The following is a 16,046-nucleotide window of genomic DNA, read 5'->3' on the forward strand; positions in this document are numbered from 1 at the left end:
ATCGAGACGGAAGCGCTCTAATTGAATTTCACGGTGCGAGAGGGGCCTGCCGCAATGTGGACCCGCGTCGCCCAAACAAACGTATGCTCAGAGGACAATCTTAGAAATGAGTCTTTCCCATCTGGACCGTCTCGAGGCGGAGGCAATACATGTTTTCCGAGAGGTCGCTGCAACGTTCTCCAATCCGGTGATGTTGTATTCGATCGGCAAAGACTCATCCGTCATGCTGCATCTTGCAATGAACGCCTTCTATCCTGCTAAGCCTCCATTTCCTCTCCTTCATGTAGACACTACTTGGAAGTTCAAGGAGATGATCGCGTTCCGTGATCGTATGGCGCATGAGCTTGGCTTTGAGCTTTTGGTTCATGTTAATCCGGACGGAGTGTCAGAAAACATAAGTCCTTTCACGCATGGCTCGAACCACCACACCTATGTGATGAAAACGTTGGGCCTTCGCCAAGCACTGGATAAATACCGTTTTGATGCGGCTTTCGGTGGTGCTCGAAGGGATGAGGAGAAATCGCGCGCTAAGGAACGCGTATTTTCCTTCCGCAATGCAAATCACGCTTGGGACCCAAAGCATCAGCGTCCAGAAATGTGGAAGACTTACAATACTCGCGTCAACAAAGGCGAATCGATTCGAGTATTTCCTCTGTCCAATTGGACGGAGCTGGATATCTGGCAATATATCTTGAAAGAGAACATTCCGATTGTTCCGCTTTATTTCGCAGCAAAACGGACAGTGGTGGACCGCGACGGCATGCTGATTATGGTTGACGATGAGCGGATGCCTCTGCAAAAGGGCGAGAAAACAAGAGAGCAGATGGTTCGATTCCGAACACTTGGTTGCTATCCGCTGACCGGCGCAATTAAATCGGACGCGGATTCGTTGGAGATGATCGTCGCGGAGATGCTGACGGCACGTACCTCCGAGCGTCAGGGCCGTGTGATAGACCAGGATGAGAGCGGCTCGATGGAGAAGAAGAAGCGTGAGGGGTATTTCTGATGACGATTACCTCGAATATCACGCCCGAAAGCGTTGCATCCTATTTAAGTGCTCAGGAAGAGAAGTCGATGCTTCGCTTTTTGACCTGCGGCTCGGTCGATGACGGCAAATCGACGCTGATTGGCCGACTGCTTTACGATACCAAGCTTATCTTTGAGGACCAATTGGCGACGCTCAAAAGCGACAGCAGAAAGCACGGTACAGCTGGCGAGGAGATCGATTTCGCTCTGTTGGTTGACGGGTTGGAAGCTGAGCGCGAACAAGGCATCACCATTGACGTGGCCTACCGCTTCTTTGCTACGGCGAGGCGCAAGTTCATTGTGGCCGATACACCAGGTCACGAAGAATACACTCGCAATATGGCTACCGGCGCTTCGACAGCCGATCTCGCGATCGTCCTGGTAGATAGCCGGCAGGGTGTCTTACGCCAAACCCGTCGGCACTCGTTTATAGCCTCGCTGCTTGGCATCCGTCATATAGTCGTTGCCGTGAACAAAATCGATCTCGTAGGCTATGATCATGCTGTATTTCGCGGAATAGTCGACGACTATATTGCGTTCGCCAAGAATCTCGGCTTCGAGACAATCGTAGCAATTCCGATGTCGGCGCGGTTCGGCGACAACGTCACTGAAAATTCCGAAAAGACTCCATGGTATGATGGCCCGGCGCTGCTTCAACACCTCGAAAGCGTGCCAACCGACCGTGAAGGCGCTGAGAAACCTTTTCGTTTTCCGGTGCAGTTCGTCAGTCGTCCCGACCAAAATTTCCGCGGCTTCGCAGGGCAGGTCGCTTCGGGGAAGATATCTGTTGGCGATGAAGTCGTGGTGGCCAAGTCTGGTCAATCCTCGAAGGTTAAGGAACTCGTAATTTACGGCGGCAGCCTGAAGGAAGCCACCGAAGGGCGGGCCGTGACGATCGTTCTCGAGGATCAGATCGAGGTCTCCCGCGGCAATCTTCTTGTTGCTCCGCATGATCGTCCGCATGTGACCGATCAGTTCCAAGCCCATGTGATTTGGTTTGATGCAAATCCCTTGATTCCAGGGCGTAGTTACCTCTTGCGTACGGAAACAGATAGTGTGCATTGCACGATCACCGCGCTGAAATACGAAATCGATGTCAACACCTTTGCGCATGAGGCAGCCAAATTGTTGCCGATGAACTCCGTTGGCATCTGCAATATTTCACTTCAGGCGCCGATTGCTTTCGACGCCTACAAAACGAATCGGGTAACTGGCAATTTCGTCATTATCGACCGCTTTACCAATGCGACGCTTGGCGCGGGTATGATCGACCATCCGTTGCGCCGCGCCGAAAACGTGCATTGGCAGGCAACCGAAGTGGACAAGACGGCCCGGTCGGAGATTAAGAATCAGAAACCGGCTGTGCTCTGGTTCACGGGATATTCGGGCTCAGGCAAGTCGACCATCGCCAACAATCTTGAAAAGGTTCTACACGCATCCGGCAAGCACACGTACATGTTGGATGGCGACAATATCCGCCACGGCCTGAACCGTGACCTCGGCTTCACGGCAGAAGATCGCGTCGAGAATATCCGCCGTGTCGCTGAGGTTGCGAAGTTAATGGCGGATGCCGGCCTCGTTGTATTGGTTTCGTTTATCTCGCCCTTCAAGGCGGAAAGGCAGCTGGCACGCGAAATGATGGATGAAGGGGAATTCATCGAGATTTTCGTTGACACTCCCATAGAGGAGTGCGCGCGACGAGATCCGAAGGGCCTCTACCGCAAGGCTCAAGCCGGCGAGATCCAAAACTTCACCGGAATCAGTTCGCCATACGAGCGACCAGAAAGTCCGGAGATCCATCTTCACACGATAGGTCACGACCCGCAGGAACTGGCGAGAAAAGTGGCCGACTTCCTGAACGGTCGCGAGAGAGCTTGAGACGCGGATGCTGGAGTTATTCAGACACATAGCCTTGGCCGCTGGCGAGGTCATAATGAATGTCTATAACGATCAGATGTGCGTGACGGTAAAGGACGATCGATCGCCAGTAACGGAAGCTGATCGACGGGCCGAAGCGCTCATTTTGTCAGAGTTGAATAGATTTGCCCCAGATATTCCAGTTGTAGCCGAGGAAGAGGTCGCAGCAGGTCGCGTTCCGAAACTGGCGCGTGACACCTTCATTCTCGTTGACCCACTCGACGGGACCAAAGAATTCATCGGTCGGCGCCCGGATTTCACCGTTAACTTGGCGCTTGTGGAGAGTAACGTTCCTATCGCGGGCGTTGTTTACGCACCAGCCCAGAGGGTTATGTATTCCGGGTCCGGAGGTATCGCCGAAAAGTCGACCTTCGGTGAAAACACGGTACTCTGCACGCGCAAGAGAATCTCCACTCGGCCCCGCGCCGAAGCGCTGGTAGCTGTCGCTAGTCGCTCCCACAGCAGCCCGGAAACGCTGGCGTTCCTCGCAGAAGAGGGCGTTACGAATTATAGATCCGTTGGGTCCTCGTTAAAATTCTGTTTGGTGGCAGAAGGCGAAGCCGACGTTTATCCGCGCTTCGGCCGGACCATGGAGTGGGATACTGCCGCGGGAGACGCTGTGCTGAGAGCGGCTGGCGGGAGGACGGTCACGGTGGACGGCGCGCCGCTTTCCTATGGTAAGTGCAATCAGGCAAGTGACGATGATTTCGCCAATCCTTCCTTTATTGGCTGGGGCCAGGCCTGACGTGAGGATGACGACAGCAAGTCGGACGATGCCGCGGTCGTTTATTGGTCACTGGATATGTTTCGAATTCTTTTGTGAACGGTTGAAAAATCTCTTAAGTGAAATGTCGAAGCGCGCGGGAATTTAAAGGTCTATCATGGATAATATGGTTACTCGCAGTGTAATTCCTGGTCAGACTGATATTGTTGACAATATAATCGCTAGAAATTTGCCTATCCGGAATTTGCTCGAAATCGGTATCGGGAACGGCATGGCCGCGCGGAAGTTCCGGGATGCGGGAATCAAAGTCACGGCGACGGGATTTGATCTGCGCAAGTATATAGATGACCCGGAAGTGGACTTCGCTGGCATAGACGTCCACGAAGGGGTTGATATTTGCGAGATGTCAAACTTCGGGGACAATAGTTTTGATGCTGTTTGGTGTGCGCACGTCTTAGAGCATGTATTTGATACCGGACGCGCGCTAAAGGAGGTGCGACGAGTATTGAAGCCCGATGGCTACTTCTTCGTGTCAGTGCCGCCCTTCAAGCACGCAGTTGTTGGTGGGCATGTGAACCCGGGTTGGAATGTCGGGATACTTATGTATGTCCTTTCTGCTTCTGGATTTGACTTGAGATCCGCCAGTTTCGTGAGGCACGGGTACAATATCTCAGCCGTTGTCAGAAATGGCCCGGATTTTCCGGCATCCTGCCAACTGCGCTTTTCCAACGGCGATATAGAGATGCTGGCGCGGCACAGCCGGTTTCCGGAAAATTTCGATGCGCACCAGGGTTATGATGGCAATATTCAGTCCGTAAATTGGGAATGGCTGATTGAACCGCAACTGGCATCCCCTGAACGAAAAGTCGATCAAGGAGTCGTACAGAGATCTCTTCCCCGGCTGAGTGGCAGGACCCGGATCGCCCTCTTCATCCCTTGGATCACTCAAAGCCGAGGCGGGACGGAAAACGTCGGCCAGATGATGGCGAATGCCATGGCCGATCGCGGACATGAGGTCCATGTCTTCACTTTTGACGACAAGAAGCGGCAGTCTGTCTGGCCGCTGCGAGATGGCATCGCACTCCACCACCTAACGACGGCTGCAGACGATGAGGCAGACAACCAGATGCTTTATGCGGTTGCAAGCGTTTTGCCGGATTTGATCGTTGGGCTACATATGAACCGGACATTCCTTCGCTATGTACGGTGCGCATCGAAACTCAAAGTGCCGATTGTTCTTTCAGAGCATATTGATCCTCGATTTCCCGAGAGAATCGAGGCTTTCACACTGGAAGAGCGCTTGACGGCGTTTTATGGGGCGACGCGAATTCATCTTCTCGTCGACGCGTTCCGTGCGTCTCTTCCCGATTTCCTGCAGGACAAGATCGACGTGGTGCCAAATACCACTCCTCCTGCCAGGCAGTTGGCAAATCCGTCAAATAAGTCGGGCCGGAAGACCCTCATCACAGTCGCGCGTCTGGTACCGAGGAAGAATATCTCTCGCTTGCTCGAGGAGTTTGCGATCGCAGCGCGCTTCGAGCAGGACTGGGATCTTGAGATACTAGGCGGCGGGAAGCTCATGAACGCACTGGTGAAGCGGCGAGACGAACTCAGTCTGGCTAATCGCGTCAGATTTGTCGGCGAGGTGCACAATCCGAGTGATTATTTAGCCAAGGCCCATTGCTTTGTTCTGCCTTCGCTCTTTGAAGGTTTCCCGATGTCGAGCCTGGAGGCTATGGCGCATGGGCTGCCACTTGTTGGGTACAAGAGCTGTAATGGCATTAATGTCCAGATCGTGGACGGTGAGAATGGCTTCTTGGTCGAAGATAGCCATTATCCCGGCGGCTTGGCGACTAAACTGCGGGAGATCATGAAAAATCCGCAATTGCGCGGGCGAATGGGGCAAGCTTCCTTGAAGCGCTATAATTCTTGCTATTCGAATGAGACTGTGTTTGGGCAGTGGGAGGCAACTTTTGCCAGAGCTATAGCGGGTTTCAAGCCGCAAGCCCGCCCCCACCTGAAGACAGTTTTGGAAGCGCGGCTTGACGAGGCGGTCTTTGGTTCAACCGGAAGCACGGCCCTCGACCAATGATGAACAACCATGATTTTGAATATTTCGATCCGCTCGATCCTAACCAGTACAAGGCGGGGAAAATCAGAGGGCCGGTCAAGCAGTGGAATGTAAAGGGCCGGCTGCGGGTGGGATATCACTCTTCGATTAACGGGCGGCTTAAGACGCGAGGGGCCGTCAAAATCGGCAAATACTGCGCCATCGGTGACGACGTGAGGTTGATTGCAGTCAGCCACGATCCCCAAACCATCAATCTACAGATATGGTTGCAGTCCGAAATCGGGTCCAAAAAAGGTGGCACGAGCAGAGGGCCGATCATAATCGGAAACAACGTCTGGATAGGTGATCTCGTCTGCGTGATGTCGGGCGTTACCGTAGGTAATGGCGCCATTCTTGCGGCTGGAGCTGTGGTGACAAAGGACGTTGAGCCGTATTCAATTGTTGCTGGTGTGCCAGCCAAGCATATCCGTTATCGTTTTTCAGAGAGCGTCCGTCATCAACTTGAGGCTATCAAGTGGTGGAATTGGGATGATGAGAGAATCAAGCGCAACATCGCGTTCTTTGATTGTGTACTAGAACCAGATCGGGACATCAGGCTTGAAAGTCTAGTCTCTGGATAAGGCATTCAATGCCACCCATGTCTGAAGCAATATCCCCAGGAACGGCAAATATGGCAGACGAAAATAAGATCGCTTACGAAAAGTTTGACGATTTTCTTACTTTGCGGCGCATTGAGGTTCAGTCCGACACCGACTTCGACATCAGAGAGAAAATCCTGTCAGGACGTCGGGACGTTTGGAATATTGGGTACGTATCAGGAAACCTCAAGAACGCCTACGCTGCAAATTTGTCCTTGTTGTTCCCCTCGCTGATCCCTGTTGACCAAGGCGATTTCGGCGCCGGTGAAAAATACATGATACTGGGGACAGTATATCGAGACGAAAAGAAATCGCACAAGGGCGCGGTACGAGCACTGCGAGAGTACAGGCAGGGACAAGAGCTTTTTCTGTTCGAACAGGGTTTTCTAGCTTCCACTCATAGTTGGTCTGAGGCATTTCGACAGAAGGATCCCAGATTCGGCTGCCTCGGTTACGTATATGATGACATCGCTCATTACTTCATGGCTGACTATCCAAACCGCTTGATCCACCGCCTGAACAGCAAGCGAGAAATTACTGATGCCGAACGGTTGCGCGCGGGGCAGTTGATCAAACGGATCGTCGAGAAGAAGATTTCAAAGTACAATTCACAACCCCTCATTGCGCCCGCAATGAATCCGGGATACGCAAGGCGGGTTCTTGTATGCGATCAGGCATTCGCGGACGCATCTACTGTATACGGCAAGATCGACGAAAAAGGCTTCGAGGCAATGCTCGTCGCGGCGTTGCGCGAAAATCCGGACGCCGAAATCATCGTCAAGACACACCCCGATACGTACTGGGAGAAGGGCCAAAGGCTCGGGTATTATAATCACCTCAAGGACAATGGGCGGGTGCGTATACTGCGCGAGCCAGTCAATCCCTATAGCCTGTTTGAACATGTCGACAAGGTCTATGTAGGGACAAGCCAGCTTGGTCTCGAGGCACTTTTCGCGGGTAAGAAAGTTGTTTGCTTCGGTGCTCCTTTTTATTCCGGTTGGGGGCTCACCGACGACCGACAAACGGTACCACATCGTCATAGGAACCGTAGCCTCGAGGAGATCTTTCATTATTTCTACATATGGTACACGATTTACCATGTACCTGGGGCGCCTTCGCCGAGTGAGATTGAAGATGTGCTGGATTATATCGAGAAAAATCGACCGGTCGCCCTGCCGCCCACAGTCGACGAGATTACTAATCGTCCCAAGGTGTCAGTTATTCTTCCAGTCTATGGCGTCGAAAACTATATCGAGGAATCTCTGAGTTCTCTCCAACGGCAAACCTTGCGAAACATCGAGATCATCCCGATCAATGACTGCAGTCCGGACGGATGCCAGCAGATCATCGACCGCCTGGCGGCCGAAGATCCCCGTATTAAACCGGTCGTTCTAAAGGAGAACATTGGCCAGGGCTTTGCCCGCAATGAAGGGTTGAAAGCGGCGCGGGGTGATTATATTCTTTTCTTGGATCCTGACGACTTCATGGCTTCATCCGATCATTTGGAGCGCGCGGTGACATGCGCGGAAGCAGACCGCGCCGATATGGTCAGGGGTCGGAAGCTCAATGAGCGAGTGGAAGACGAGAAAGGCAACTTCGTCAAGAACCAGCCGGATGGCAGCGAGGTCTTCTTCGACGAGCCTTTTCACGCGGTGACGCTTGCAGAAGAACCGAGAATTCTGCACAGCCGGCATTTTTGCAATTGGCTGTACCGTCGCGATTTCCTCGAAGAAAACAACATCAGATTCCTGACCACGCAATGGGAGGAGAGGCCCTTTGTTTTGAAGGCCCTTCTAAGGGCCAAACGCATTTCAGGAATTGACAGCGAAGCTTTCGTCTATCGCATCCGGACCGATTCAACTGCCCGGCGCGAGAAGACGGTGGAGGATTGTTGGAACCAGCTCTCGAACTTCGGCCAAGTCGTCGACTTGCTCACAGAGGCTGGGGCCTGCTCCACGCAAAGTCCGCTTTTCTTCTCAGCTAGGTTTCAGGTCACGCAGTTCTTCCATTACCTCATGTTTGGATTCGCGTTCAAAACCGTTCGCGAGAGCGGCCGAGCTGGTCAGGCGGCATTTCTGGAACAATTGCGCGAAATCTTGAGGAAGAGCGGCCTGACGGCTGGCGACCTCTCCTTTGAGCCGATCCAACTTTCCCGTCGACATGTTGTCGCGCGTGCCTATGAGCTTCTCTTCGAGGCTGTTCGCTCGGGGCGTCACGCGCTTCTTTCTGACGTGATCGATCTAAAGCCGATCAATCAAACGGCGCTATTCGAAGAGTTGCTTACACCACCGCTTGATGATGCGCACGGTGCCTATTTGGACGCTCTTTCGTTCTACGCTCGCAACGAGAGAGTGAAGGCTGCAAAGGCTGGTTCATTCCGTGGGAAGCGGCCTCAAGTCATCGTTCATATAGGCAGCAGCAAGACGGGAAGCACATATCTCCAGCATTTTATGGAGAATAATCGTCCGGGTCTGCTCCGCATGGGGGTATGGTTTCCGGAAGTTGGCTTGTTCTGGCAGCAGGATCGCCCTCACAAGCAAGCCGGGCACGCTCCGTTTACAAAAGCTGCCGTGACAAAAGATCGGAGTTTGAAGGACTATATTGAAGCAGGGCTTAAGCTTTCTGGTGGAAAGATCCATACGGTCATTCTTTCGAGCGAGGCTTATTTCCTCAATACCAACAACTCTCTTAAGATCGTTGACTATTTCGCCGAATATCCGGTGAAAATGATCGGATATTTCCGCCGCCAGGATGACTGGGCGAACTCTCAATATTGCGAGTTCGTCGGGGGCGGAGCTGTGGGTAAAGTTGACAAGCCGATCGATGAATGGCTGGCGCTACCAATTACACAGGAACGTCTGTGCTATAGAACAACAATTGACCAATGGGCCGAGAAAGTCGGCAAGGAAAATGTCATTGTGCGCCCATACGAGAAGGAGCAATTCGTCAACGGCGACTTGATCGATGATTTTTTTGATTCAATCGGGATGTCGGCGTGTACGGCTTTGCCGCGCCCGGCGCAGGCTAGCCGGAACGACTTTCCGCTCGACGCTCGACATCTTCGGATAATGTTATTGTTCAACAATCTACCTTTCCGTAGCACCCGGAATTACTTGCAGTTTGTTGAAGCGGTGACGGTGAAGCTCGCACAGAAATACCCGAAGCCCGCGCGTCCGAATATGCTGACAAACGAGCAACGCCGAACGCTGTTGAGCGATCAGGCTGAAAACAACGCCTACATTGCACGGACCTATCTTGGTCGTGAAGACGGGAGGCTTTTTTCGGACCTGACCGTCAACCAAGCTGCGCAGCAGCATGTGGCTGATATCCCAGCCGAGGACTTCGAATTGTTTATGGAAAGTTACCGAAGCCAATCGGGAATCGATGAAATGATGTTGAGCGGAAGTGGCGCATCAGCGAAATCGAAGAATGGTCGGCAGCTCAATGGGCAATCTGGTCAACCGCGTAAATCAAACCCGCCTCAGAACCTGACGAGTTTCCAGCGGTTGTTGATGCCAGCTTTTCGCATTGTTGTCAGACACTATAGCAGTGAGATTCAGGTCACGAAATTCAACGCCGATCCGATTGCTTTTTTTGCCAACCGGAAGAGCAAGGCTTATAGAAAATTCGGTCAGTTGGTCTATACGCAGAAAGCTTCACTGCCCGAAACGGCTCATAAACCTTGAACAGCCATTAGATAGTTCGTATCCGTCCGGTGAACACCGCGGACGCCCCTCCACCTAGCTTGATCGGAGTTTCAGTGGCTGCTGCAGACCTCTCGTACAGCATCTTGGTGGTGCAGGGCAGAACGGAATCACGCACCAGCTAGTGCGAATCTTGAAATTCCGCCTAGCACCGCTGCAACGCCACTGCTGTTAGTCCTTCTGGCAATCTCGTGCTTCGATAGCGTCGCTGTAGGTACCACCGGGCCAAGACCATACGTACTGTATTTGCTTTATCTGCCGGGTGGCCAGCCACTTCCCGAACGTTTTGCATTGCTCTGCAACTAGGCCAGAATCAGCACCGAGATTTTTTTTCAAGTCCGCCGGTTCGAGCGGCTCTGGAGATGAGGCCTGGAACGTGAAAACGCGATGGGCAAACGATACTGACTCGATTGTGATTCCGTCGAATTGACGCGGAAGGGAGTCGTTCATCTTTGCAATTTCGGTTGGCGAGATCGGGCTTGGAGGAAGGCGATAAATGTTCACCGACAGCATGAAGGCCAGCGTCACCGTGAACACAATCGGCCAGCGGATGTTAAACCACCATTGGATTACGGCCGCAAACACAGCAGCAAACAGCGCCTGCATCGCCAACCACGGGAGCCAATCGCCGGTGTTCCAATAAAGCTCACCCCAAACTTCATTCAATATATCGGTCATATAACCTGCTTCAACGTAACCTGATTGAGCAGCCGGCAGCCACTTTCGAAGAAGACCAGTTCCACGGCAACAACTCTTCGAGCCGTGCGACCGGCATGTCGGCAATACGGGCGAGAACATCGGCAAGCCACGCCTGCGGATCGATGTCGTTGAGCTTGGCGCTCATGATCAGCGTCGCCATGAAGGCGGCGCGATCGGCACCACGGTCGGAGCCGGCGAAGAGCCATGACTTTCTGCCGAGGGCAAAGCCGCGCAGCGCCCGTTCGGCGGCATTGTTGGTGAGGCAGATGCGGCCGTCGCCGAGGAAGGACGTGAATCCGTCCCAGCGCTTCAGCATGTAATCGATCGGCTCAGTGACCGGTGAACTGCGCGACAGCTTTGTTCGCTCAGATCGAAGCCAGGCCTGAAGCTCATCGACGAGCGGACGGCTGTCCTTCTGACGTCGTTGCAGGCGTTCGCTAGCGGCAACTCCGTTGATGTCACGTTCGATATCAAAGAGAGCGTCGATGCGCTTGACCGCCTCAAGCGCAACCGGCGAGATCGCGGCAGCATTCTTGCCGCGTTTGGCGTTGCTGGCGATGTCGGCGAGCACGAAGAACTTGCGCCGTGAATGGGCCCAACACAGCGCCTGCGTCAGCGGAACGGGATCGCGATCCACCTTGAACAGCGGATTGTAGCCGCCATAGGCGTCCGCCTGCAGAATGCCGGTGAAGGTTTTGAGATGGCGCTCGGGATGCTCCTGCCGCCGATCGCGCGAGGCATAGTAGAGCGCCGCTGGCGGCGATTGCCCACCGAACGGCCGCTCATCCCTGACATAGGTCCAGATGCGGCCCGTGTCAGTCTTGCCGCGGGCGAGGATCGGCACGGTGGTGTCGTCGCCATGCAGACGCTCGGCGGCCAGCACATGCGCCTCTATCAGCGCATGCACCGGCTTCAGCGCCGCGGCACAGGCCCCGACCTGGTCGGCGAGCGTCGAGAGGCTGAGGTCGATGCCCTCGCGAGCATAACGCTCGCTCTGCCGGTTCAGCGGCTGATGTTGCCCGAACTTCTCGAACAGGATCATTGCCAACAGGTTCGGTCCGGCAAAGCCGCGCGGCGTCACATGGAAGGGTGCCGGCGGCTGGGTGATCTTCTCGCATTCGCGGCAAGAGAACTTCTCGCGCACGGTCTGGATCACCTTCCACTGGCGCGGGATCACCTCCAGGGTCTCGGTGATATCCTCACCCAGCTTTGCCAGCTTGGCCGAACCGCAGCACGGGCAGCTTGATGGAGCGGCAAGGACGACGCGCTCGCGTGGCAGATGCTCTGGGAAAGGCTTGCGGGATGGACGCTTGCGCTCGAAGGCCCTCACCGCCGAGGAGCGTGCCGCCATCTCCGCCGCCAGTTCGTCTTCGCTGGCGTCGGCTTCCAGCTCCTCGAGCTGCAGCTCCATCTGTTCGAGAAGCCGGGCCTTGCGTTCCGAGCGGCTGCCATGGATGTCGCGCTTCAGCTTTTCGATCTCCAGCCGGAGCCGGGCGATCAGCGCATCCGAATGCGAGTTCACGGCCTGGGCACGGGCGGCGAGCGCCTCGGCGTCACGGCGGGCCGCGCGCTCGGCGAGGATCATCGCATGCGCGCTGGCAAGGTCGTCGGGAAGCTGATCGGCCGCATCGGTCATGGCGGGATGGAATCATATTCGCTCCCGCTGTGCCAGCGGTTTTGCTCATCCCGCCGACGTCGGACGCCAGGTTTTTTGCGGCATTCGCCAGTCAATGCCTTCGAGCAAATAGCCGAGCTGCGCGGGCGTGATCACCACCGTGCCATCGGCCGCCGAAGGCCAGATGAATCGCCCGCGCTCGAGCTTCTTCGTGAACAGGCAGGCACCCTGGCCGTCGTGCCAGATCACCTTGATCAGCCCGCCGCTCCGGCCGCGGAAGACGAACAGATGGCCGCTCATCGGATCGCGCTTCAACGTCTCCTGCACCATCAGCGACAGGCCGGGGAAGCCTCTCCGCATGTCGGTATAGCCCGTCGCCAGCCAGACCTTCACACCGCTCGGAACCGGGATCATCGCCGCGCCAGCACATCAACAATCCGGGCGAGCGCTTCGGTGTCGATGTCACTCTCGACCCGAAGGCGACGGCCGCCGCCAAGCTCGATCATCACCATGCTTGCTTTCTTGCGCGGCCGAGAGATCGGCGGCGGCTCGGGCGGGATCGCCGGTGCTGGCAGCGCTTCGACGACCTCCACCGGAACGAGCTGCGGGACGGACGGCGCGGAGATTTGGCAGAGCTCCTTGCGCCAGCGGAAGAGCTGGCTCACATGGATGCCGGCCGAATGAGCGATCTCGGAAACACTTGCGCCTGGCTCAAGCGTCGCCGCAACGAGCCGCTCCTTCTCGTCCCGAGACCAGCGCCGACGCCGTTCGACCGACGTGATCACCTCAATCTGATGCTTCGTCATAGGACTACTCCTAGTGTTTGCACTAGGACTTGCAGCCTTCAGCCTACCTCGCCAAGGCGGCCGTCACCGGAGGGATACGATAGTTCGGGGGCGCACACGTGCTCAAATAACGGTGAGAGCAAGGTGTTTTGGCGCGGTCGCAACATTTGAGAACTGCGACCGGCAATGCGCTGAATGCAGCGCAGCGGGCCATGCATACATGCATAGAGGTCGTCGCGGGCAGCTAATCGGATCATGCTCGTTTGGGTACGGGCCGCCGCGGCTTGCAGTTAGACGAGCACCGCCATGCAGATCGATGAGAACCGCCGCAGCTCGCGTTGGCTCATCACAGGCCTAAGCGGCACTAGGCTCCTCGCTCTGCCCGATCGGCTTTCTGATCAAGCTAATGCAATCGTGCTGAAAATGCTTTCTCCTGCTGCCCCAATCAATCACCTTCTGTTGAATAACTTCAAGTTCGGCCCTGGACGCAAGGTAGCGCATGATCGACGCACTCATGAAATTCCGCCAATGCGGATTCTTGTTGTAGTCGTTTTCCGGGCCGCCGGTGTAATTGGAATGATGAAAAAGCGCATAGCCTCCTGGCTTGAGTGTACGTCTGGCCTCTTTCAGGTATTCAAAAATGTCAAAAAGCTCGAAATGGACCATGGCATCGTACGAGAAAATACTTGTAAGTGAATTGTCATCGACAGCTGAAAAGTCGAAGCCGTTGTTCTTGATGAACTTGACCTTCGCATCGCTAAACCGTGATCGGCAGAAGCTTATGTTTTCTTCATTGACGTCAACCAGAACGATGCTGCCTGCTCGGTTGATATATTGCGGAACGTGGCGTCCGCGCCCGCATGCCAACTCAAGCACCGACGTTAAATCCAGGTGGTTGAACATAGGTCTGAAATGCCCGCTTTCAGACCAGAATTGAGCTACGGTTTCCTCGACACGATCGTAGTAGTCCGAGGTTTTCCAATCGTTTGCAATGCGTTCCCGCCGAGATGGTTGGCCTCCGGACTTTTCGTTCGCCGTGCTCATAAGTCTCTCCCCCGTTCTCACGTAAGGGAAACCGCTACACAGGAAAGGTAGAGGCGTCAACGGGTTCCCCATCACCCGGGCGGTACCCCCTGAATCAGAAATACCTGGGGTGTGTAACTAGATTTCTGTCTTTTTGTCGATTATTGATTTCACGCGACGAATGAGGCCCTAGAGATGTCACTGACGGAAATCATCGACAGGCTTGAGCGAGGAATAGAGATCAATCGCGCGCTTGATGCTGCTCTTGCACAACTGATCGGTTGGACCCGCAAAGTGGAGTATATCAAGCGCGATGGTGTTCCTACCCCTGACCGCAAGGTCCTGTGGATTGTTCCTGACGGCGACGATACGGGGCTGATCCCGTATTACACAACCTCGGTTGAGGCAGCTTTTGATTTCGCGCAAGCATTGCTGCCTGGAAGCGTGGGGGGTGTGAGCTGGGATAACGGGAACTTCACGGCCATCGTAAATGACGGTCCCTACTGCAGCAGTGCGACGCCAGCAGTCGCTGTATGTCTCGCGGCACTAAAGGCAAAGTCCTGACCGCACGGGAACCGCTAACGCCGACCGCTGCAGGCTGGCAATATGGATGCGGGTATAGGCATACCTCCAACATTCGGCTCATTTGGCGCCAGCGAATTTCATGGCCGACTTCATGCCGTAGCAATCCTGATCCTTGCAGAGCTTGGCGATTTCCCGATTTCCGCGGCGAAGTTGTTGATCTGCGGCGAGGCGCTTTTCACGTCGGGTTTTTTTTCCGAATTGGAGATCATGTCTCGACCAGGCCGGCGAGCTTCCCGTCTAGAGTCTGTCAGACCTACGTTGAAACGTATCCTGCATGCCTGAGATAGGCGGCGCATTCGTGCGGGCTGAACGCCTTGAGAGCTTCGCCGACGCGCCGCCATGTCGCCTCGACGCTACGCTCGTCGGCCTTGCGCAGCAGGGTCTTGAGTTTGGCGAACATCATCTCGATCGGATTGAGGTCGGGGCTGTAGGGCGGCAGGAAGAACAGATGGGCGCCGGCGTCGCGGATGGCGCTGCGCGCCGGCTTGCCCTTGTGGCTGCCGAGATTGTCGAGGATGACGATATCCCCGGGGTTGAGGGTTGGCGCCAGGCATTGCTCGACCCAGGCGGTGAAGGCAATGCCGTTGATCGGGCCGTCGAGCACGAAGGGTGCGACGATGCGGTCGTGACGCAGCCCGGCGAGGAAGGTCAGCGTCTTCCAATGGCCATGCGGTATTCTGGCGATCAGCGGCTGGCCGCGCTGACACCAGCCGCGGCTGCGCGTCATGTTGGTTTTGACCCAGGTTTCGTCAACGAACACCAGGCGGCGCGGATCAAGTCGATGTTGATGGGTCTTCCAGCGGCTTCGGAAGCGCGCCACCTTCGGCCTGTCCTGCTCGCTGGCGATCAGCGTTTTTTTTAAATGTCTTGCCTTCGCGGCGCAGAAACCGCCAAACGGTGTCATGCGAGACATCGATCCCGGCCGCCTTCAGATCGGCGGCAAGCGCCCGCACCGTCCAATCGGTTTTGGCCGCCAGTCGGCGGTGAACCTCATCGGCCGCCGCGCCCCGCAGCATGGGTTTGACATGGCCCCCCATCTTGGCCGGCGCCAAACCGCGGCCGGACCGGTCGAGCTGGCCGATCCGCACCGCCGTCGCCGCCGATATCCCAAAGCGCAAGGCGGCCGCCCGCACCGTCATGCCTCCGGCCAAAGCGGCGGCGACGCGCTGGCGTAAATCAAGAGAAAGAGGTCGCGCCATCATTGCTGGCCTCCTCACCAGCAATGATCTTGAATCACAATCCCAACAAAAAGGGAATCC

At 55.4% G+C, this 16,046-nt stretch carries 13 protein-coding genes; 7 read left to right on the plus strand and 6 right to left on the minus strand.

What is annotated here, in order from left to right:
* Positions 1–106 precede the first annotated feature (106 nt).
* From cysD to GHK62_RS13420, 6 genes are all read left to right on the plus strand, one after another.
* Positions 107–1,006 carry a sulfate adenylyltransferase subunit CysD gene (gene cysD / locus GHK62_RS13395; protein ID WP_153439676.1) on the plus strand — a complete coding sequence of 300 codons (900 nt, stop codon included), beginning with the start codon at positions 107–109 and terminating at the stop codon, positions 1,004–1,006.
* Positions 1,006–2,904, plus strand: a complete 1,899-nt coding sequence (cysN, locus tag GHK62_RS13400) for a sulfate adenylyltransferase subunit CysN (protein ID WP_153439677.1) — start codon at positions 1,006–1,008, stop codon at positions 2,902–2,904. The genes cysD and cysN overlap by 1 nt, the downstream gene beginning before the upstream one ends.
* Before the next feature lie 7 nt (positions 2,905–2,911).
* Positions 2,912–3,688: a 3'(2'),5'-bisphosphate nucleotidase CysQ gene (gene cysQ, locus GHK62_RS13405; protein ID WP_153439678.1), complete on the plus strand. Its 777-nt coding sequence runs from the start codon at positions 2,912–2,914 to the stop codon at positions 3,686–3,688.
* Between the two features lie 136 nt (positions 3,689–3,824).
* On the plus strand, positions 3,825–5,759 hold the full coding sequence (locus GHK62_RS13410; protein ID WP_153439679.1) for a glycosyltransferase: 1,935 nt from the start codon (positions 3,825–3,827) through the stop codon (positions 5,757–5,759).
* Entirely contained in the window at positions 5,756–6,358 is a 603-nt protein-coding gene (locus GHK62_RS13415) for a CatB-related O-acetyltransferase (protein WP_153439680.1), read from the plus strand. Before GHK62_RS13410 ends, GHK62_RS13415 begins: the two co-directional genes overlap by 4 nt.
* Positions 6,359–6,408: 50 nt before the next feature.
* Positions 6,409–10,062 carry a glycosyltransferase gene (locus tag GHK62_RS13420; protein WP_167528233.1) on the plus strand — a complete coding sequence of 1,218 codons (3,654 nt, stop codon included), beginning with the start codon at positions 6,409–6,411 and terminating at the stop codon, positions 10,060–10,062.
* Between the two features lie 189 nt (positions 10,063–10,251).
* Here GHK62_RS13420 and GHK62_RS13425 read toward each other — a convergent pair whose 3' ends face one another.
* From GHK62_RS13425 to GHK62_RS13445, 5 genes are all read right to left on the minus strand, one after another.
* Positions 10,252–10,758: a hypothetical protein gene (locus tag GHK62_RS13425; protein WP_153439682.1), complete on the minus strand. Its 507-nt coding sequence runs from the start codon at positions 10,756–10,758 to the stop codon at positions 10,252–10,254.
* 10 nt (positions 10,759–10,768) lie between these two features.
* A complete protein-coding gene (gene tnpC, locus GHK62_RS13430) occupies positions 10,769–12,415 on the minus strand; it encodes an IS66 family transposase (RefSeq protein WP_153439683.1) in 1,647 nt (548 codons plus the stop codon).
* A 45-nt stretch (positions 12,416–12,460) separates the two neighbouring features.
* Positions 12,461–12,787, minus strand: coding sequence for an IS66 family insertion sequence element accessory protein TnpB (gene tnpB / locus GHK62_RS13435; protein WP_452595862.1), 327 nt, complete (start codon positions 12,785–12,787; stop codon positions 12,461–12,463).
* 17 nt (positions 12,788–12,804) lie between these two features.
* Entirely contained in the window at positions 12,805–13,200 is a 396-nt protein-coding gene (gene tnpA, locus GHK62_RS13440) for an IS66-like element accessory protein TnpA (RefSeq protein WP_153439684.1), read from the minus strand.
* Positions 13,201–13,533: 333 nt separating this feature from the next.
* Positions 13,534–14,223 (minus strand): class I SAM-dependent methyltransferase, encoded by a 690-nt coding sequence (locus GHK62_RS13445; protein WP_167528234.1) that lies wholly within the window; start codon positions 14,221–14,223, stop codon positions 13,534–13,536.
* A 174-nt stretch (positions 14,224–14,397) separates the two neighbouring features.
* On the opposite strand from GHK62_RS13445, the gene GHK62_RS13450 reads away from it, so the two are divergent.
* A complete protein-coding gene (locus tag GHK62_RS13450) occupies positions 14,398–14,766 on the plus strand; it encodes a hypothetical protein (RefSeq protein ID WP_153439686.1) in 369 nt (122 codons plus the stop codon).
* Positions 14,767–15,040: 274 nt separating this feature from the next.
* Here the strand turns inward: GHK62_RS13450 and GHK62_RS13455 are convergent.
* A protein-coding gene (locus tag GHK62_RS13455; protein WP_167528167.1) for an IS630 family transposase occupies positions 15,041–15,986 on the minus strand; the annotation gives its coding sequence in 2 pieces (ribosomal slippage) (positions 15,041–15,646 and positions 15,648–15,986; 945 coding nt in all).
* Positions 15,987–16,046 lie beyond the last annotated feature (60 nt).

The sequence above is a fragment of the Sinorhizobium terangae genome, from assembly GCF_009601505.1.
GTDB classification, from domain to species: domain Bacteria; phylum Pseudomonadota; class Alphaproteobacteria; order Rhizobiales; family Rhizobiaceae; genus Sinorhizobium; species Sinorhizobium terangae.